A 16,514-nucleotide genomic window follows, 5' to 3' on the forward strand; every position below is an offset into this window, starting at 1 on the left:
CCTCGCGCCCCCGAACCCGGACCGGAGGCTCACGCGAGACCATGCCCCAGACCATCACGAAGGGCTACAAGGCGCTGCTCGAGGAGGCGAACGCCGCGATCGAGACGCTCCCGCCGACGGAGGCGATGGCGCTCGTCGGGCGCGAGGACGTGGTCTTCGTCGATCTGCGCGATCCGCGCGAGCTCGAGCGCGAGGGCCGCATGCCCGGCGCCGTGCACTGCCCGCGGGGCATGCTCGAGTTCTGGATCGACCCGGACAGCCCCTACCACAAGCCGGTTTTCGCGCAGGACAAGCGCTTCGTCTTCTTCTGCGCCGGCGGCTGGCGCTCGGCGCTCGCGGCGAAGACCGCGGCCGAGATGGGGCTCTCCCCCGTCGCCCATGTCGGCGGCGGCTTCAAGGCCTGGAAGGAGGAGGGCGGGCCCGTCGCCGACGGGGACCGCGGCGCGCCGCGAGGGTCGAAGAGCGGCGCTTGACATCACCCCCGGCGCATGAATGGTGCGCGCGACGTCATTCCAGACAACCAAGGTCGCCTCATGTCCGCCCCCAGCTCCGCTGCGATGCATCGCTACCGCACCCACACCTGCGCCGGCCTCCGCGAGAGCGACGTGGGCGAGACCGTGCGGCTGTCCGGCTGGTGCCACCGCATCCGCGACCATGGCGGCGTCCTGTTCATCGACCTGCGCGACCATTACGGCATCACCCAGATCGTGGTGGACCCGGACAGCGAGGCCTTCAAGACGGCCGAGACCGTGCGCTCGGAATGGGTCATCCGCGTCGACGGCAAGGTGAAGAAGCGCCCCGCCGGCACCGAGAACGCGGACCTGCCCACGGGCCAGGTCGAGGTCTACATCGGCGCGCTCGAGGTGCTCGGCCCCGCGGCCGAGCTGCCCATGCCCGTCTTCGGCGAGCACGACTACCCGGAGGAGATCCGGCTGCGCTACCGCTTCCTCGACCTGCGCCGGGAGAAGCTGCACGAGAACATCATGAAGCGCGGGCGGATCATCGACTCCATCCGCCGCCGCATGAAGGACCAGGGCTTCTTCGAGTTCCAGACGCCGATCCTCACCGCCTCCTCGCCCGAGGGCGCGCGCGACTTCCTGGTGCCCTCGCGGCTGCATCCCGGCAAGTTCTACGCGCTGCCGCAGGCGCCCCAGCAGTTCAAGCAGCTCGTCATGATGTCGGGCTTCGACCGCTACTTCCAGATCGCGCCCTGCTTCCGCGACGAGGACGCCCGCGCCGACCGCTCGCCGGGCGAGTTCTACCAGCTCGACGTCGAGATGAGCTTCGTCACCCAGGAGGACGTGTTCCAGGCGGTGGAGCCGGTGCTGCGCGGCGTCTTCGAGGAGTTCGCCGAGGGCCGGCGCGTCACGCCGGTCTTCCCGCGCATTCCCTACGCCGAGGCGATGCTGAAATACGGCATCGACAAGCCGGACCTGCGCAACCCGCTGATCCTCGCCGATGTCACCGAGCTCTTCGCCCGCGAGGACGTGACCTTCAACGCCTTCAAGAACATCGTGAAGCACGGCGGCGTGGTGCGCGCGATCCCGGCCCCGGGCGCCGGCGCGCAGCCGCGCTCGTTCTTCGACAAGCTCAACGACTGGGCCCGCTCCGAGGGCGCGGCCGGGCTCGGCTACGTGATCTTCGAGGAGGAGAACGGCGCGCTCGTCGGCAAGGGGCCGATCGCGAAGTTCATCCCCGACGAGGTGCAGGGGCTCATCGCCGTGGCGGCGAACGTCAAGGCGGGGGACGCGGTGTTCTTCTCCGCCGGCGACAAGGGCAAGGCCGTGGCGCTCGCCGGCAAGGCGCGCACGCGCATCGGCGAGGAGCTGGGGCTGATCGACGCCGACCAGTTCGCCTTCTGCTGGATCACCGACTTCCCGATGTACGAGTGGGACGAGGACGAGAAGAAGATCGACTTCTCGCACAACCCCTTCTCCATGCCGAACTACGACATGGAGAAGTTCCTCGCGCTCAACCCGGCGGACTACGACGAGATCCTGGGTATCACCGCCTGGCAGTACGACATCGTCTGCAACGGCATCGAGCTCTCCTCGGGCGCCATCCGTAACCACCGCCCCGAGATCATGAAGAAGGCCTTCGGGCTGGCCGGCTACAGCGAGGACGTGCTGGAGGCCAAGTTCGGCGGCATGCTGCGCGCGCTCGCGCTCGGCGCCCCGCCCCACGGCGGCATCGCGCCGGGCATCGATCGCATCGTCATGCTGCTGTGCGGCGAGCAGAACCTGCGCGAGGTCGTTCTCTTCCCGATGAACCAGAAGGCGGAGGACCTGCTCATGGGCGCGCCCTCCGACGTGACGGCGAAGCAGCTGCGCGAACTGCACATCCGGCTCAACCTGCCGGAGTGAGGCGCGCAGCTCACGGCAGCGTCAGCCGCCCGTCGGGCTCGATCGTGACGAAGGGGTTGTGGGCGACCTCCCAGAGGATGCCGTCCGGGTCGGCGAAATAGCCGGAATAGCCGCCCCAGAACGCGCGCGCGGCCGGCTTCGCCAGCCGGGCGCCGGCCGCGACGGCCTGCGCAAGGACGGCGTCGACCTCCGCCTCGCCGCGCGCGTTGTAGGCGAGCGTGAAGCCGCGGAACGCCGGCGCGTCGCCGCCCTCGACGTGCGCGTCCTCCGAGAGGGCGGCCGAGGGATAGAGCGCCAGCGCCATCCCGCCGAGCTGGATGAAGACGATGCGCGCGTTGCTCGCCGGCGAGACGCGCCAGCCGAGGCCGCCCTCGTAGAAGGCGCGCGAGCGCGCCACGTCCGCGACCCCGAGCGTGACGATGCTCAGCCTCTGCTCCATGGCGCGCCCCCTCCCCGCCCTCAGCGAGCGCCTTCCAGATCCCGGCCCAGCTCCTGCAGCGCGCGGCCGAAGGCCTCGCCGCTCTCGCGCAGGGTGCGCTCGAAGCTCTCGGAGAGCCGCACGTCGGCGTCCGGGCAGTCGGGCACGCCCTCAGGGCGCAGGCGCGGGGTGATGCCGGTGCCGGGCGCGACGAGATAGGCGCAGCCCGTGTCGGGGTCGCTCCAGATGAAGGGCTCGGTGTCGTCCTGCGCCTGCGCCGCCGCCATGGCGGCGAGGAGCGCGAGAACGGCGAGAGTCGGGCGGATCATCGTCTTTCTCCAATCGTTCAGTGCGCGAAACCGACGCTCGCGAGCAGCTCGGTCTCGACGGCGCGGGAACAACAGCCGGGAGCCGCGCCGGTTCGCGTCGCCGCGAGAGGGCCGCAAACGAAAACCCCCGCGCGGGTGCGCCGCGCGGGGACCGAAACGTCTCGCGTCGCGGGCGCGCGGCCCGCGGCGGGATCACATCTCGCGATACGTGCCGTCTTCCCAGACGTACCAGACGTAGTTCGCCTCGACGGGGTCGCCGACATCGTTGAAGTCGATCTCGCCCAGCACGGTGTCGAAGGTGGTGGCGTCGAGCGCGTCGACCACGCCCTCGAAGTCCGTCGAGCCGGCCTCGAGCACCGCGTCGCGCCACGCCTCGATCGCGGCGTAGGTGTAGAGCGTGTAGCCCTCGGGGTTGATGCCGCGCGCCTCGAAGGCGGCGACCGCCTCCTGGGCGGACTCGTACTTCCGCGGGTCGGGCGAGAAGGTCATCATCACGCCGTTGCCGAGGTCGCCCGTGATCGACCAGAACTCGTCGGTGACGAGCGCGTCGCCGGAGACGAGCTGCGCCTCGAGGCCCTGCTCGCGCATCTGGCGCAGGATCAGGCCGGCCTCGGTGTGGTAGCCGCCGATGTAGACCGCCTTGATGCCCTCGGCGTTGAGGCGCGACACGAGAGCGGAGTAGTCGCGCTCGCCGGGCGTGTAGGCCTCGAACATCTTCGCCTCGACGCCCGCGGCCTCCATGGCCTTGCGGGTCTCCTCGGCGAGGCCCTGGCCGTAGGCGGTGCGGTCGTGGAGGATCGCGACGTCGCCCTCGGGATAGTTCGTGGCGAGGAACTCGCCGGCGACCACGCCCTGCTTGTCGTCGCGGCCGCAGACGCGGTAGATGCCCGGGCCCGGACGATCGTCGGTCAGCGCCGGGTTGGTCGAGGCCGGGGAGATCTGGATGATGCCTTCCTCGGAATAGACCGCGGAGGCCGGGATCGACGAGCCGGAGCAGAAGTGGCCGGCCACGAAGACCACGCCCTCGCCGGCGAACTGGTTGGCGACGTTCACGGCCTGGCGCGGATCGCAGGCGTCGTCGCCGACGACGAGACGCAGCATCTCGCCGTTGATGCCCCCGTCGGCGTTGATCTGCTCGACCGCGAGCTCGGCGCCGTTCTTCATCTGCTCGCCGAAGGAGGCGTACTGGCCCGTCATCGGGCCGGCGACAGCGATCACGATCTCGGCCGAAGCGGGCGCGGAGGCCGCCATGAGCGCGCCGAACGCCACACCTGTCAGCATTCTTTTGGTCATCGGAACGTTCCCTTCTTTCGGATTAGACATCCCCGGAGCGGATGACGCTTGGCGAGCGCATCGCCGGGAGGCGGGGCCGCGCGCGCCGCGGCCGCAATTTCTGCGCATTTTGCGCAGCTTGTCGACTGGCTTTGCCGTTGTCAGTCGATTTTTCCGCCGGCGGGGGCCCGAGGCCGCCAGGTCAGCGGCGTCGAGGTCTCGTAGGCGAACCGGTATTGCCGGGTCATCAGGCCGGCGAGGGTGGCGCGGTGACCGAGCCACGCGATCCCCATCAGGATGACGGTGTCGACCGCGTAGTAATGCAGCGACAGGAGCGTGCCCCCGAACAGCGAGAAGTGGATGAAGCGCGCCGCCGCGCCGAGCAGCAGCATCCACGCCGCCGCCTGCCAGTAGGGCTCCCAGCTGCGGGCGATGGCCCGGCCCGACATCCAGGCCGCGCCGCCCGCGAGCACGACCGTGACGAAGAAGAAGACCCAGAAGGAGTTTTCCCACAGAATGCCCATCGCGCCCTCCCTCAGTGCCGTCCGCCTTCGAGGTAGGCCGCCCGGACCTCCTCCTTGGCCAGCAGCTCCCGGCCGCCGCCGGTCATCGTGATCAGCCCGTTGACCATCACGTAGCCGCGATGCGCGAGCTTGAGCGCGTGGTAGGCGTTCTGCTCGACCAGGAAGACCGTGAGCCCGTCGTCCCTGTTGAGCGCCTCGAGGCTCGAGAAGATCTGCTTCACGATCAGCGGCGCGAGGCCGAGGGAGGGCTCGTCCAGAAGCAGCAGCTTCGGGCGGCTCATCAGGGCGCGGGCGATGGCGAGCATCTGCTGCTCGCCGCCCGACAGCGTGCCGCCGCGCTGGTGCATGCGCTCCTTCAGCCGCGGAAAGAAGGCGAACACCTTCTCGAGGTCGGACTTGAAGTGGGTCCCGTCGGTGATCGACGCTCCCATCTGCAGGTTCTCGTAGACCGTCATGCGCGGGAAGATGCGCCGCCCCTCCGGAGACTGCGCGATGGAGAGCCGCGCGATCTTGTGGGTGGGCATCCGGGTGATGTCCTCCCCCATGTAGACGATCCGGCCCTCGCGCGCCTGCGGCTTGCCGAAGATGGTCATCATCAGGGTCGACTTGCCGGCGCCGTTGGCGCCGATCAGGGTGACGATCTCGCCCTTGTTCACGTGCACGTCCACCCCGCGCAGGGCGACGATGTTGCCGTAGTAGGTCTTGACGCCGGAGACGTCGAGCATCGCCTCGCTCATTGCCCCACCTCCGCCTCGACGGCTTCCACTTCCTCGTCGTCGACGCCGAGATAGGCGGCGATCACCTTGGGATCGTTCTTGACGAAATCCGGAGTGCCGTCGGAGATCTTCTTGCCGTAGTCGAGCACGACCACGTGGTCGGAAATCTCCATGACGACGCTCATGTCGTGCTCGATCAGGAGGAGCGAGGTCTCGCCCTCCCGCTTGATGCCGAGGAGAAGCTCGTTCAGCTCGGACGATTCGCGCGGGTTGAGGCCCGCCGCCGGCTCGTCGAGGCACAGCAGCACGGGATCCGAGCACATGGCGCGTGCGATCTCCAGGCGCCGCTGGTCGCCGTAGGGCAGGCTCGCCGCCGGCTCGTCGGCGCGGTGGATCAGGTTGATCCGCTCGAGCCAGCCCTTCGCCCGCTCGATCGCCGCGCGCTCCGCGTGCCGGTAGCGCGGCGCGCCGACGAGGCCGAGGAAGGTGAAGCCGGAGGCCCGCATCAGGTAGTGATGCTGGGCGACCATCAGGTTCTCGAGCACCGTCATGCCGCCGAACAGGCGGATGTTCTGGAACGTGCGCGCCACCTTGGCCTTGGCGTTCACGTCGTGGTCGGCCATGCGCTCGAGCAGGTAGAGCGCCTGTCCGCCGCCGTGCCAGGACTGATGGGGCGAATCGGTGAGCGGGTCGACGTGAGCGAAAGCCTCGCTCGAGCCGTGGGCGAGCGCCATGCGGCCTTCGGTGGGCTTGTAGAAGCCGGTGATGCAGTTAAACACCGTCGTCTTGCCGGCCCCGTTCGGGCCGATCAAGGCGGTGATCTCCCCGCGCCTCGCCTCGAAGGAGAGGTCGTCGACGGCCACCAGGCCGCCGAAGCGCATCGTCAGATGATCGATGCGCAGGATCGTGTCGTGCGCAGCCATCAGCCCTGCCCCTGCGATACCATGTCGGCGCCGACCTTCTTGCGTTCCTTCAGGAACACCGAGGGGGCGCGCGACGAGACCAGACCGCGCGGACGCCAGACCATGATGAGCACCATCATCGCCCCGAACACCAGCATGCGGTACTGCTCGAACTCGCGGAAATACTCGAACCCGCCGATCATCACCACCGCCGCGATGGCGACGCCGAGCTGCGAGCCCATGCCGCCGAGCACCACGATCGCGAGGATGAGCGCGGACTCGATGAAGGTGAAGCTCTCCGGCGAGATGAAGCCCTGGCGCGTGGCGAAGAAGGCGCCCGCGAGCCCGCCGAAGCCCGCGCCGATGGCGAAGGCCGTGAGCTTCGTGCGCACGATCGACAGCCCGAGCGAACGGCAGGCGATCTCGTCCTCGCGCATGGCCTCCCAGGCGCGCCCGATCGGCAGGCGCCGCAGGCGCACGCTGACGAAGTGCGTCAGGAAGGCGAGCACCAGGATCACGTAATAGAGGAAGACGATCCGGTGCATCGACGAGAACTCGAGCCCGAAGAAGTCGGCGAAACCGCCCTCCCCGCGGGAGAACTCGAGCCCGAAGAAGCTCGGGCGCGGGATGCGGCCGATGCCGTCCGGCCCCCCGGTGAACTCCGACCAGTTCAGCAGCACCACGCGGATGATCTCGCCGAAGGCGAGCGTCACGATGGCGAGGTAGTCGCCGCGCAGCCGCAGGACCGGAAATCCGAGGATGACGCCCCAGAAGCAGGCCAGGATGAAGGCGAGCGGCAGGCAGACCCAGAAGCCGAGATCGAAATAGGTGGCCAGCAGCGCGTACGAATAGGCGCCCACCGCGTAGAAGGCCACGTAGCCGAGGTCGAGCAGGCCCGCGAGGCCCACCACGATGTTCAGCCCCCAGCCGAGCATGACGTACATCAGGACGAGCGTGCCCAGATCGACGTGGTAGCGACCGGCCCCGGGCAGGAACGGCAGCGTCACCGCGACGAGGATCAGGGCCGCGCCGATGGCCGTGCCGATGAAGCCGGAATAGCGCTTCAGGCCCGTCGGCACGAGGTCGTCGATCTTGGCCGCGCCGGGCCCGCGCCAGATCGTGAGGTTCAGGACGAGGCGGCCGACGAAGACGACGCCGACCGCCCAGAAGACGCGCTCCCAGTGCTGGGTCAGGATCAGGCCCGTCGGCTCCTGCTCCGTCTTCAGGCCCATGATCACGCCGAACAGGCCGAGCGCGATGAGGGCCGAGAACAGCGCGTCCCGGAAGGCGCGGCCGAGGTCGAAGCCCGGCTTGGGCGCGGTGGCGGCTTGGCCCGCCTTGCTGGACAGAGCCGTCATCACACCTTCTCCACCTCAGGCTTGCCGAGGAGGCCCGTCGGCATGAAGATCAGCACGATCGCGAGAATGCCGAACACCGCGACGTCCTTGTACTCGCTCGAGAAATAGCCGGCCCAGAAGGCCTCGATCAGCCCGATCAGGAGCCCGCCGAGCATGGCGCCCGGCAGCGAGCCGATGCCGCCGAGCACCGCCGCGGTGAAGGCCTTCACGCCGGCGATGAAGCCGATGAAGAAGTCGATCACGCCGTAGTACATCAGGTACATCGTCCCGGCGACGGCGGCGAGGGCGGCGCCCATGACGAAGGTCAGCGAGATCGTCCGGTCGACGTCGATGCCGAGCAGGGCGGCCATCTTCTGGTCCTGCTCGCAGGAGCGCTGAGCGCGTCCGAGCGAGGTCTTGGCCACGATCAGCGAGAAGATCGTCATCAGCACGATGGTGGTGACGATGATCAGGATCTGGATGGTCGAGATCCGCACGTCGAACAGCTCGCCCTCGTGCAGCGTGAAGCCGCCGGTGAAGACCGGCTGGATCGCCTTCACGCGCGCGCCCTGGACGATCTGGATGTAGTTCTGCAGCACGATCGACATGCCGATCGCCGAGATCAGCGGCGCCAGGCGGAACGAGCCGCGCAACGGCCTGTAGGCCACCCGCTCCACGGTCCAGCCGTAGAGCGAGGAGATCAGCATGGCGAAGATCAGCACCATGACCAGCGCCAGCGGCACCGCCGTGACGCCGACCGCCAGGATGACGAGGAACGCGATCAGCGCCGAGAAGGCGCTGACCATGAACACGTCGCCATGGGCGAAGTTGATCATGCCGATGATGCCGTAGACCATCGTGTAGCCGATGGCGATGAGCCCGTAGATCGAGCCGAGCGTCAGCCCGTTGATGAGCTGCTGAAGAAAATAATCCATAGACGAAACGACCCTCGTCCCATGCGCCGCGGCGCCTCCGGGCGCCGGCGGCCGCTCTCCCCGGCCGGTTCCGGCCTCTTCTTCTCACGTTCCAGCACTTAAGCCGCTCGCGTGCACGGCGTCCATAGCCGCTTGCGAGATTTTTGTTCAAGCCCGTTATCCGTGCCCCTTGCGCAAGGAACGGGCAGAGCGGCCGGCCGGCATGGGGAAGGCGCGGGCATGAAAAATCCCGCGGGCGCGGGGCTCGCGGGATCGCGTTCGTCGCGGGGGCGGCGCGGGCCGATGGGCCCGCGCGGCGGGGTCAGTGGTCGCCTTCGAGCCCGCCGATGTGCTTCTGCGCGTAGAGCTGCAGGCCGACCTGCTTGATCAGCTCGAGCTGCGTCTCGAGGAAGTCGACATGCCCCTCCTCGTCGGTCGCCAGCTCCTCGAACAGGTTCTTCGACACGCGGTCGTTGACGCTGTCGCAGTACTTGGCGGCCTCGAGATAGAGCGCGCGCGCCTCGAGCTCGGCGGCGAGGTCGGCCTCGATCACCTCGAGCACGTTCTGCCCGATGCGGAGCGGGTCGAGCTCCTGGAGGTTCGGGAAGCCCTCCAGGAAGATGATGCGCGTGACGAACTTGTCCGCATGCACCATCTCCTCGATCGACTCCTTGCGCCAATAGGCGGCGAGGTCCTTGTAGCCCCAATCGTCGAGCAGGCGGTAGTGGAGCCAGTACTGGTTCACCGCCGTCAGCTCGCTGCGCAGCCCCTTGTTCAGATACTCGATGACCTTGGTATCGCCTTTCATGGCTCGACCGCCTCTGTCTCTGTAATGGTTTAGAACGATTCCAAAAAGAGACCTAGCGGACTTGACCGCCCTTGGCAATGCCGGGAGGGCGCGCCTTCGGGTTAGTCCGTATGGAAGGCGGGCGTGGGAGAGGGCTCGGGTTCGCCGCTCGCGCGGGCGTTCACGCGACCTTCGCCTGGTGCATGCAGGCCGCGCCGCAGGTCTCGGTGCAGCCCTCGACCGCCGCCGCGGAGGCCTCGGCGAAGCTCGCGTTCATGATCTTGCGGATCGTCGTGGCGCAGCGCCCGCAGCGCGGCGCGCAGCCCAGGCAGCGATAGACCTGGGCCGGGGTGCGCGGGCAGGCGGCGTTCGACGCCATGCAGGCCTTGACTTGCGCGTCCGAAAGCACGTTGCAGGAGCAGACGATCATCGGGCTTCCAGTTTAGAGCGGTTCAAAACTGTGTTTGTTATCAAGTACTTAGCACGCCTCGCCGCGCCCTGGCAATACGTGTCGCCCCGTCGGGGTTCCCCCTGAGGCGCGACCGGTCGACGCCTCCTCCTGTGGTGATGCGGGACGATCGAGGGAGGACCGGCCCCGGCCTGTCCTGTTCGCCGGACCCGAACGGCATCGAATCGAGCCATGGACGGCATCGGACGCAGTCTGACCGGCGATACCCCGCTCGACGGCATGATCGCGGCGCGGGCGGCCGCACGCGCGCAGCGCCCGGCAGCGTGTGCTCGCGCGCGTCGACGCTCGCGCGGACGATACGGCGGAGATCGCCGTCATCGGCTCGCTCGCCCGCGGAGGGTTCGGACCGCACTCCGACGTCGACCTTCTCGTGCGCGGCCCCGTCGACACCGCGACGCGGGTGCGCGTCGAGCAGACGGTCGCCGCCGCCATGCGCGGCTCCGGCATTCCGGCGGACATCGTCTGTGCCTGCGACCTCACGCCCGAGCGGCTGAAGGAATTCGAGCATGATCTCGTCGAGCCGTCCCGCCTTCGCGAGGCGCTGCCCGCCCTTGTCGCGGGGATCGCCGCTCTCGAAGCCGATCCGACCGGCCGCGATCCGCTCTGACGCCGCAATGTCGTTTGCCCGTCGCATCCGCCGCGCTATAATCAAAGATCATGACCGCGACCGATCCCCCGCCGGGTTCCGAAGCACGGACCGCCGTCGACGACGGCTGGACGGTCGAGCGCCTGCGCCTCGCCGCGGAGGCGGCGCAGGTCGGCACGTTCGCGGGCGATCTCCTCACCGGCGCGCTCGACTGGTCTCCGCGCTGCCGGGCGATCTTCGGCGTCGGCGCGGATGTCGTGATCACGCGCGCGGATTTCGAGGCCCTCGTCCATCCCGACGACGCGGAACGAGTGGCGGAGGCGGTGCGGCGTGTGCGCGGACCGGAGGAGCCGGGCGCCTACGCGCTCGAGTTCCGGATCGTCCGGCCCGACGGCGAGACGCGCTGGGTCGAGTCGCGCGGGCGGGTCGTCTACGGCGAGGTGGAGGGCGCGCGACGGCCTCTGCGCTTCCTCGGGGCGGTGGTCGATATCACCGAGCGCAAGCGCTTCCAGGAGGAGCTCACCGAGGCGCTCGCCGTCAAGGAGGCGCTGCTCGAGGAGGTCAACCACCGCGTCAAGAACTCGCTGCAGCTCGTCACCTCGCTCTGCTCGCTCCAGGCGGGCCATGCCGTCGACGCGGGCGTGAAGCGGATTCTCGCCGAGGCGAGCCGCCGCATCGGCGTGATAGCCGCCGTGCACGAGCGGCTCTACGCCTCGCGGCGGCACGACCGCGTCGACGCCGCGGACCTGCTCGGAGGCCTCGCGACGGACACGGTGCGAGCGCTCGGCGACCCCGAGCGGATCGGCTTCTCCTTCGACGGGCCCCCGCGGCCGGCGACGCTCGCCATCGATCGCGCGGTGCCGACCGCGCTCATCGTCAACGAGATGCTCATCAACGCGCTGAAATACGCCTACCCGCCTCCCCGGACGGGGACCGTGCGGCTCGTCCTCGCCGACGACGGCGGGGGCGCGTTGCGGATCACGGTGGCGGACGACGGCGTCGGCCTGCCGGAGGGCTACGATCCGGCGGAATCGACCGGCATCGGCATGCGCATCGTCGCCGCGCTGGCCAGGCAGCTCGGCGCCACGCTCGATGTCGCCGACGCCGCGCCGGGCGCGCGCTTCACCCTAGCCCTGCCCCCCGCCTGAGCCGTCCCGGCGCTCCGGCCTCTCGCGTCGGGGGCGCTGGTCCTCGGGCAGGTCGTCGTCGTCGAGGATGCGCACCGCCGCGCCTTCGAGATCGTCGTACTGGCCCTTCTTCAGGGACCAGAGGAAGGCCGCGAGCCCGAGAAGGCCGAGAGCGAGCGCGATCGGGAGCAGATAGAGGATCACGTTCACGGGGCGGCCTCCTCGAAAGCGGGGCGGGGCGCGGCGGCGGCGGCGGATCGCGCCGGCGACGCCGAAGGCGAGGCCCCGGTCGCCGCCTTGCGCGGACGCGCCTGCGCCCGGAGCGCGTTCACGGTGACGACGATGGACGAGCCCGACATGGCGATCGCGGCGACGAGCGGGGTGACGTAGCCGGCGACCGCGATGGGTACGGCGATCAGGTTGTAGAGCGTCGCGAGCCAGAGGTTCTGGCGCATCACCGCGAGCGCCCGGCGGGTGAGCGCCACGGCGTCGGCCACCGGCCCGAGCCGGTCTCCCAGCACGAGCGCGTCGGCGCAGGTCTGGGTGAGGTGCGAGGCCGAGATCGGCGAGAGCGAGGCGTGGGCGGCGGCGAGCGCGGGAGCGTCGTTGAGGCCGTCGCCGACCATCAGCACCCGCCGCCCCTCCCCTTTCAGCGCCTCGATGAGCGCCGTCTTGTCGCCGGGCTTCGCGCCGGCGCGCCAGTCCGCGACGCCGACCGCCGCGGCGGCGCGGGCGACGGGCCCCTCGCGGTCGCCGGAGACGATCATGACGGACAGCCCCATGCGCTCGAGCCGCGCCACGGTCTCGGCGGCGTCCTCGCGCAGGGTCTGGCGCAGGGTGAGCACGGCGCGGCGCGCGCCCAGCGAGACGGCGATGGCGGTGGCGTCCGGGTCGTCCGCGAGCGCCTGCGCGGCCTCGGCTTCGGCGTCGCAGAAGGCGGCGGACCCGAGCCGCGCCTCGACGCCGTCGAAGATCGCGACGACGCCGCGGCCCGGCTCCTCGCGCGCGCCGGCGAGGGGGCGCGTGTCGAGTCCCTCGCGCGAGAGGGCGAGGCCCAGCGCCTTGGCCAGCGGATGCGAGGAGGTCTGGGCGAGCCGCGCCGCGAGGGCGACGAGGTCGGCGGGCGCCTCCGCGCGGTTGGCGAGGCGCGCCTCGGGGCTCGTCAGCGTGCCGGTCTTGTCGAGGACGACCGTGTCGCAGGTGGCGATCCGCTCGACGCCGTCGCCGGACCCGAGCAGCACGCCGGCCTTGAACAGGGCGCCCGAGACGACGACCTGCACCGCCGGCACGGCGAGGCCGAGCGCGCAGGGGCAGGTGATGATCAGCACCGCGACCGCGGTGAGGATGGCGAAATGCGGGTCGGCGCCCCAGGCGATCCAGCCGATGGCGGTGAGGAGCGCGGTCGCGTGCACCACGGGCGAGTAGAGCCGCGCGGCCTTGTCGGCGATGCGCACGTATTTCGACTTGGCGAGCAGCGCCGCGTCGAGGAGCTTGTTGACCTCGGCGACGAGCGAGCTCTCGGCGGCGGCGGTGGCGCGCACGACGAGCGCGCCCGAGACGTTCAGCGTGCCGGAATGGACGATGGCGCCGGGCGCCACGGGATCGTGCGCGGTCTCGCCGGTGACGAGGCTCGCGTCGACCTCGGAGGCCCCCTCCTCCACCACGCCGTCGACGGCGATGCGGTCGCCCGGGCGCACGGCGATGCGCTCGCCGGCCTTGATCGCCAGCACCGGGACCTCGACGATCGCGCCGTCGGAGCCGATCCGGCGGGCCGTGTCGCCGCGCAGCGCGATGAGATTGCCGGCGACGGCCCGGGTGCGCTTGCGCATCGCCTGGTCGAGCACGCGTCCGGCGAGCAGGAAGGCGAGCAGCATCACGGCGGAATCGAAATAGGCGTGCGTCGCCGAATGCGCGGTCTCGTAGAGCGAGACGCCCACCGCCAAGAGCACGCCGAGCGAGATCGGCACGTCCATGCCGAGCGCGCCCGACCGGATCGAGCGGATCGCGGCCCTGAAGAAGGGCTGGCCGGAATAGGCCACCGCGGGGATCGCGATCAGGGCCGAGATCCAGTGGAAGAGGTCGCGCGTCGCGGGGTCGATGTCGCTCGCGTTGCCGGACCAGACCGAGACCGACAGGAGCATGATGTTCATCGTCGCGAAGGCGGCGACGCCGAGGCGGGTGAGCAGATCCTTGGTCTCGGCGCTCTCGATCGCCTCCTCGCGCGAGGGGGTGAACGGGTAGGCCCGGTAGCCGAGCCGCTCCAGCCGCGCCACCGCCTCGGCCGGATCGGCGTCCTCGGCGAGGCGCAGCGTGAGGCGGCGGGTGGTGTAGTTGAGCCGCGCGGCCTCGAGGCCGGGCGCGCCGGCGACGCCGTCCTCGATCTCGCGGATGCAGGCGGCGCAGGTGACGCCGTCCACCGCGAGGTCGAGCCGGCAGGCGCCGTCCTCGGCCCTGACGACGAAGGCGGAATAGTCGACGCGGCCGGCGGGCGGGACGCCCGCCGCGAGCGCGGGGGAGACGCTCACGGGATCAGTCCACCAGCATGCGATTGCGCGAGCGGAACAGCACGTCGCCGCCCTGCGAGAGCTCGGTGACGAGCGTCCAGCGCCCGGGGGTCGGCTCCGCGCCGAACAGGACCTCGTAGGTCCCGGGCCCCGTCTCGACCACGACGCCCTCGGCGTCGCGGCTCGTGTCGGCGGGAGCCGCGAGGCGGGCCGTGCCTGCAAGCCCCGTCAGCGGCGCGCCGTCCTTGTCCGCGACCGTGTAGGAAGCGGCGACGACGCCGTCCGCCCGGCGCGCGACGCGCACGTCGACGGCCCAGGCCCGCTCGCGCTGGGCGGCGCTCGCGGCGAGCGTGTCGTTGAAGCCCTGGCTGGCGCGATACGCGCTTTCGGTCTCGAGGCCGCGGAAGGTGGTGGAGGCGACCTTCAGCAGGAAGACGTTCATGACGAAGATGACGCCGAAGAACGCCACCATGATCAGAAGCACCTTGCGGCCGGTGAGAGGCCGGCCGCCGGGGACGTAATCGCTGACGAGCCGATCGGGGGAGGACATGGCTCTTTCGCTCCTGTGTGAGGCCGGCGCGTCAGCGCGCCGGCTGGATGAAGTGATCGCGGGCGACCGCCGCCTCCGAGCCGTCCGCCGTCTCGAAGACGAAGGCGATCTCGCGGCTCTCGGGCGCGTCCGGCGCGGGAGTGCGGGTGAGAAGCACGCGCAGCTCGCGGGTGCGGGTCGGGCCGACGGTGACGGACAGCGTGTCCGGATCGAGGTTCTCCGCGCCCACCGCCTCCATGGCGACACCCTCGAGCCCCTCGACCGAGAGCGTGAAGGTGCGCTCCTCGAGCTCCTTGTTGGCGACGCGGACCGTGTAGGCGTTGCGGATCGAGCCGTCGGAGAGCAGCACGTAGACCGGGTTGCGGTCGTGCAGGGCCGAGACGTCGAGGCTCGAGCGCACGGCGAGATGCCAGACCATGAACAGCGAGATGCCGGCGATGAGCACCACGTAGAGGATGGTGCGGGCGCGCACGATCTTCGGCTTCTCCTCGGGCAGGCCCGCCTCGCGGCGCTCGAGATTGTACTCGGAATCGTAGGCGATCAGCCCCCGCGGACGGCCGATCTTGTCCATGACGCCGTCGCAGGCGTCGATGCACAGGCCGCACTGGACGCAGCCGAGCTGCATGCCGTCGCGGATGTCGACGCCCGTCGGGCAGACGGCGACGCACTGATTGCAGTCGATGCAGTCGCCGGCGGTGACGCCGTGCTCGCGCAGGGCCTTGGCCTTCTTCAGCGAGCCGCGCGGCTCGCCGCGATCGACCTTGTAGGTGACGTTGAGCGCGTGCTCGTCCGTCAGCGCCGCCTGGATGCGCGGCCAGGGGCACATGTAGGTGCAGACCTGCTCGCGCATGAAGCCGGCCAGCGTGTAGGTCGTGAAGGTGAGGATGCCGATCCAGATATAGGCGACCGCGGGGGCCTGCAGGGTCGCGAGCTCCCATACCAGCTTCGGCGCGTCGGCGAAGTAGAGCACCCAGGCGCCGCCGGTCCACCAGGCGATCATCAGCCAGACGAAATGCTTGCCGCTCGTGCGGGCGACCCGGTTCCCGGTCCAGCCGCCGTTGTAGAGCTTGATGCGCTCGCGCCGATCGCCCTCGAAGAAGCGCTCGACCGCGAGAAACAGGTCGGTCCAGACGGTCTGCGGGCAGAGATAGCCGCACCAGACGCGCCCCGCCACCGCGTTCATCAGGAAGAGCACGAAGGCCGCGAGGATCAGGAGGCCGGTGAGGTAATAGATCTCCTGCGGCCAGATCTCGATGAAGAAGAAGTAGAAGCGCCGGGCCGGAAAGTCGATCAGCACCGCCTGGTCGGGCGCGTTCGGCCCACGGTCCCAGCGCACGAAGGGCAGGAGGTAGTAGACGCCCAGCGTCAGCACCAGCACCGCCCACTTGATCCGGCGGAAGGTGCCGTCGACCTTCTGGACGTAGAGCTGCTCGCGCTTGGCGTAGAGCGGGCCCTCGATGAGGGTCTCGTCGATCTCGTCGGCGTGCTGCGCCGTGTCCTGCGCTGAGTTCGGGGTCGCCGTATCGGCCATGACGGGGGATGCTCGTCGGGTTGGTTTTCGTGCCCGGCACCATGGCAAGACGGGGCCGGCGGCGCGTTGATCGGGATCAAAGGCCGAGGTGGCCAGCTTGGACGAGTTGTCGCATGCGTGAACGCGAATGCGACGGAAGCCGCCCGTCCGACCAAAGGGAACCCGCAGCGCCAGTTGTGAGGTAG

At 69.9% G+C, this 16,514-nt stretch carries 18 protein-coding genes; 4 read left to right on the top strand and 14 right to left on the bottom strand.

Annotated elements, in window-relative coordinates:
• Positions 1–41 precede the first annotated feature (41 nt).
• Entirely contained in the window at positions 42–473 is a 432-nt protein-coding gene (locus ABL310_RS16655) for a rhodanese-like domain-containing protein (protein WP_349368127.1), read from the top strand.
• An 84-nt stretch (positions 474–557) separates the two neighbouring features.
• Complete coding sequence (aspS, locus tag ABL310_RS16660; protein WP_349372079.1) at positions 558–2,363, top strand: aspartate--tRNA ligase; 1,806 nt, start codon at positions 558–560, stop codon at positions 2,361–2,363.
• A 10-nt stretch (positions 2,364–2,373) separates the two neighbouring features.
• Here aspS and ABL310_RS16665 read toward each other — a convergent pair whose 3' ends face one another.
• The 10 genes from ABL310_RS16665 to ABL310_RS16710 form a co-directional block, all read right to left on the bottom strand.
• Positions 2,374–2,802, bottom strand: coding sequence for a VOC family protein (locus tag ABL310_RS16665; RefSeq protein WP_349368128.1), 429 nt, complete (start codon positions 2,800–2,802; stop codon positions 2,374–2,376).
• A 20-nt stretch (positions 2,803–2,822) separates the two neighbouring features.
• Complete coding sequence (locus tag ABL310_RS16670) at positions 2,823–3,110, bottom strand: hypothetical protein (protein ID WP_349368129.1); 288 nt, start codon at positions 3,108–3,110, stop codon at positions 2,823–2,825.
• A gap of 192 nt (positions 3,111–3,302) precedes the next feature.
• A complete protein-coding gene (locus ABL310_RS16675; RefSeq protein ID WP_349368130.1) occupies positions 3,303–4,403 on the bottom strand; it encodes a branched-chain amino acid ABC transporter substrate-binding protein in 1,101 nt (366 codons plus the stop codon).
• Positions 4,404–4,543: 140 nt separating this feature from the next.
• Positions 4,544–4,906 carry a DUF6867 family protein gene (locus tag ABL310_RS16680; RefSeq protein ID WP_349368131.1) on the bottom strand — a complete coding sequence of 121 codons (363 nt, stop codon included), beginning with the start codon at positions 4,904–4,906 and terminating at the stop codon, positions 4,544–4,546.
• An 11-nt stretch (positions 4,907–4,917) separates the two neighbouring features.
• Positions 4,918–5,643 carry an ABC transporter ATP-binding protein gene (locus tag ABL310_RS16685; RefSeq protein WP_349368132.1) on the bottom strand — a complete coding sequence of 242 codons (726 nt, stop codon included), beginning with the start codon at positions 5,641–5,643 and terminating at the stop codon, positions 4,918–4,920.
• Complete coding sequence (locus ABL310_RS16690) at positions 5,640–6,545, bottom strand: ABC transporter ATP-binding protein (RefSeq protein WP_349368133.1); 906 nt, start codon at positions 6,543–6,545, stop codon at positions 5,640–5,642. The genes ABL310_RS16685 and ABL310_RS16690 overlap by 4 nt, the downstream gene beginning before the upstream one ends.
• On the bottom strand, positions 6,545–7,882 hold the full coding sequence (gene livM / locus ABL310_RS16695; RefSeq protein ID WP_349368134.1) for a high-affinity branched-chain amino acid ABC transporter permease LivM: 1,338 nt from the start codon (positions 7,880–7,882) through the stop codon (positions 6,545–6,547). Before livM ends, ABL310_RS16690 begins: the two co-directional genes overlap by 1 nt.
• A complete protein-coding gene (locus tag ABL310_RS16700; RefSeq protein WP_349368135.1) occupies positions 7,882–8,796 on the bottom strand; it encodes a branched-chain amino acid ABC transporter permease LivH in 915 nt (304 codons plus the stop codon). Before ABL310_RS16700 ends, livM begins: the two co-directional genes overlap by 1 nt.
• Positions 8,797–9,097: 301 nt before the next feature.
• Positions 9,098–9,583 (bottom strand): bacterioferritin, encoded by a 486-nt coding sequence (bfr, locus tag ABL310_RS16705; protein WP_349368136.1) that lies wholly within the window; start codon positions 9,581–9,583, stop codon positions 9,098–9,100.
• A gap of 160 nt (positions 9,584–9,743) precedes the next feature.
• On the bottom strand, positions 9,744–9,992 hold the full coding sequence (locus ABL310_RS16710) for a (2Fe-2S)-binding protein (RefSeq protein ID WP_349368137.1): 249 nt from the start codon (positions 9,990–9,992) through the stop codon (positions 9,744–9,746).
• Positions 9,993–10,296: 304 nt separating this feature from the next.
• Here ABL310_RS16710 and ABL310_RS16715 point away from each other — a divergent pair, with 304 nt between their 5' ends.
• A complete protein-coding gene (locus ABL310_RS16715; protein WP_349368138.1) occupies positions 10,297–10,638 on the top strand; it encodes a nucleotidyltransferase domain-containing protein in 342 nt (113 codons plus the stop codon).
• Between the two features lie 50 nt (positions 10,639–10,688).
• Positions 10,689–11,765, top strand: coding sequence for a histidine kinase dimerization/phosphoacceptor domain -containing protein (locus ABL310_RS16720; RefSeq protein ID WP_349368139.1), 1,077 nt, complete (start codon positions 10,689–10,691; stop codon positions 11,763–11,765).
• Here ABL310_RS16720 and ccoS read toward each other — a convergent pair.
• Genes ccoS through ccoG form a run of 4 tightly spaced genes read right to left on the bottom strand, consistent with a single transcriptional unit; the run spans position 11,745 to position 16,329 of the window.
• On the bottom strand, positions 11,745–11,954 hold the full coding sequence (gene ccoS, locus ABL310_RS16725; RefSeq protein ID WP_349368140.1) for a cbb3-type cytochrome oxidase assembly protein CcoS: 210 nt from the start codon (positions 11,952–11,954) through the stop codon (positions 11,745–11,747). The two genes, ABL310_RS16720 and ccoS, sit on opposite strands and share 21 nt — an antisense overlap.
• Positions 11,951–14,269, bottom strand: a complete 2,319-nt coding sequence (locus tag ABL310_RS16730) for a heavy metal translocating P-type ATPase (RefSeq protein WP_349368141.1) — start codon at positions 14,267–14,269, stop codon at positions 11,951–11,953. Before ABL310_RS16730 ends, ccoS begins: the two co-directional genes overlap by 4 nt.
• 4 nt (positions 14,270–14,273) lie before the next feature.
• Positions 14,274–14,798 carry a FixH family protein gene (locus ABL310_RS16735; RefSeq protein ID WP_349368142.1) on the bottom strand — a complete coding sequence of 175 codons (525 nt, stop codon included), beginning with the start codon at positions 14,796–14,798 and terminating at the stop codon, positions 14,274–14,276.
• 31 nt (positions 14,799–14,829) lie between these two features.
• The gene (ccoG, locus tag ABL310_RS16740) at positions 14,830–16,329 is read right to left on the bottom strand and encodes a cytochrome c oxidase accessory protein CcoG (RefSeq protein WP_349368143.1); all 1,500 of its coding nucleotides are present in this window, start codon (positions 16,327–16,329) and stop codon (positions 14,830–14,832) included.
• Positions 16,330–16,514 lie beyond the last annotated feature (185 nt).

Source organism: Salinarimonas sp., assembly GCF_040111675.1.
Classification (GTDB): Bacteria; Pseudomonadota; Alphaproteobacteria; order Rhizobiales; family Beijerinckiaceae; genus Salinarimonas.

What these genes read in the sequence shown, in the direction of transcription:
- ABL310_RS16700 (WP_349368135.1), bottom strand. Translation starts at nt 8,796, where the DNA reads ATGGATTATTTTCTTCAGCAGCTCATCAACGGGCTGACGCTCGGCTCG.
- ABL310_RS16710 (WP_349368137.1), bottom strand. Translation starts at nt 9,992, where the DNA reads ATGATCGTCTGCTCCTGCAACGTGCTTTCGGACGCGCAAGTCAAGGCC.
- bfr (WP_349368136.1), bottom strand. Translation starts at nt 9,583, where the DNA reads ATGAAAGGCGATACCAAGGTCATCGAGTATCTGAACAAGGGGCTGCGC.
- ABL310_RS16720 (WP_349368139.1), top strand. Translation starts at nt 10,689, where the DNA reads ATGACCGCGACCGATCCCCCGCCGGGTTCCGAAGCACGGACCGCCGTC.
- ABL310_RS16735 (WP_349368142.1), bottom strand. Translation starts at nt 14,798, where the DNA reads ATGTCCTCCCCCGATCGGCTCGTCAGCGATTACGTCCCCGGCGGCCGG.
- aspS (WP_349372079.1), top strand. Translation starts at nt 558, where the DNA reads ATGCATCGCTACCGCACCCACACCTGCGCCGGCCTCCGCGAGAGCGAC.
- ABL310_RS16690 (WP_349368133.1), bottom strand. Translation starts at nt 6,545, where the DNA reads ATGGCTGCGCACGACACGATCCTGCGCATCGATCATCTGACGATGCGC.
- ABL310_RS16685 (WP_349368132.1), bottom strand. Translation starts at nt 5,643, where the DNA reads ATGAGCGAGGCGATGCTCGACGTCTCCGGCGTCAAGACCTACTACGGC.
- livM (WP_349368134.1), bottom strand. Translation starts at nt 7,882, where the DNA reads ATGACGGCTCTGTCCAGCAAGGCGGGCCAAGCCGCCACCGCGCCCAAG.
- ccoG (WP_349368143.1), bottom strand. Translation starts at nt 16,329, where the DNA reads ATGGCCGATACGGCGACCCCGAACTCAGCGCAGGACACGGCGCAGCAC.
- ABL310_RS16670 (WP_349368129.1), bottom strand. Translation starts at nt 3,110, where the DNA reads ATGATCCGCCCGACTCTCGCCGTTCTCGCGCTCCTCGCCGCCATGGCG.
- ABL310_RS16675 (WP_349368130.1), bottom strand. Translation starts at nt 4,403, where the DNA reads ATGACCAAAAGAATGCTGACAGGTGTGGCGTTCGGCGCGCTCATGGCG.
- ABL310_RS16680 (WP_349368131.1), bottom strand. Translation starts at nt 4,906, where the DNA reads ATGGGCATTCTGTGGGAAAACTCCTTCTGGGTCTTCTTCTTCGTCACG.
- ABL310_RS16655 (WP_349368127.1), top strand. Translation starts at nt 42, where the DNA reads ATGCCCCAGACCATCACGAAGGGCTACAAGGCGCTGCTCGAGGAGGCG.
- ABL310_RS16665 (WP_349368128.1), bottom strand. Translation starts at nt 2,802, where the DNA reads ATGGAGCAGAGGCTGAGCATCGTCACGCTCGGGGTCGCGGACGTGGCG.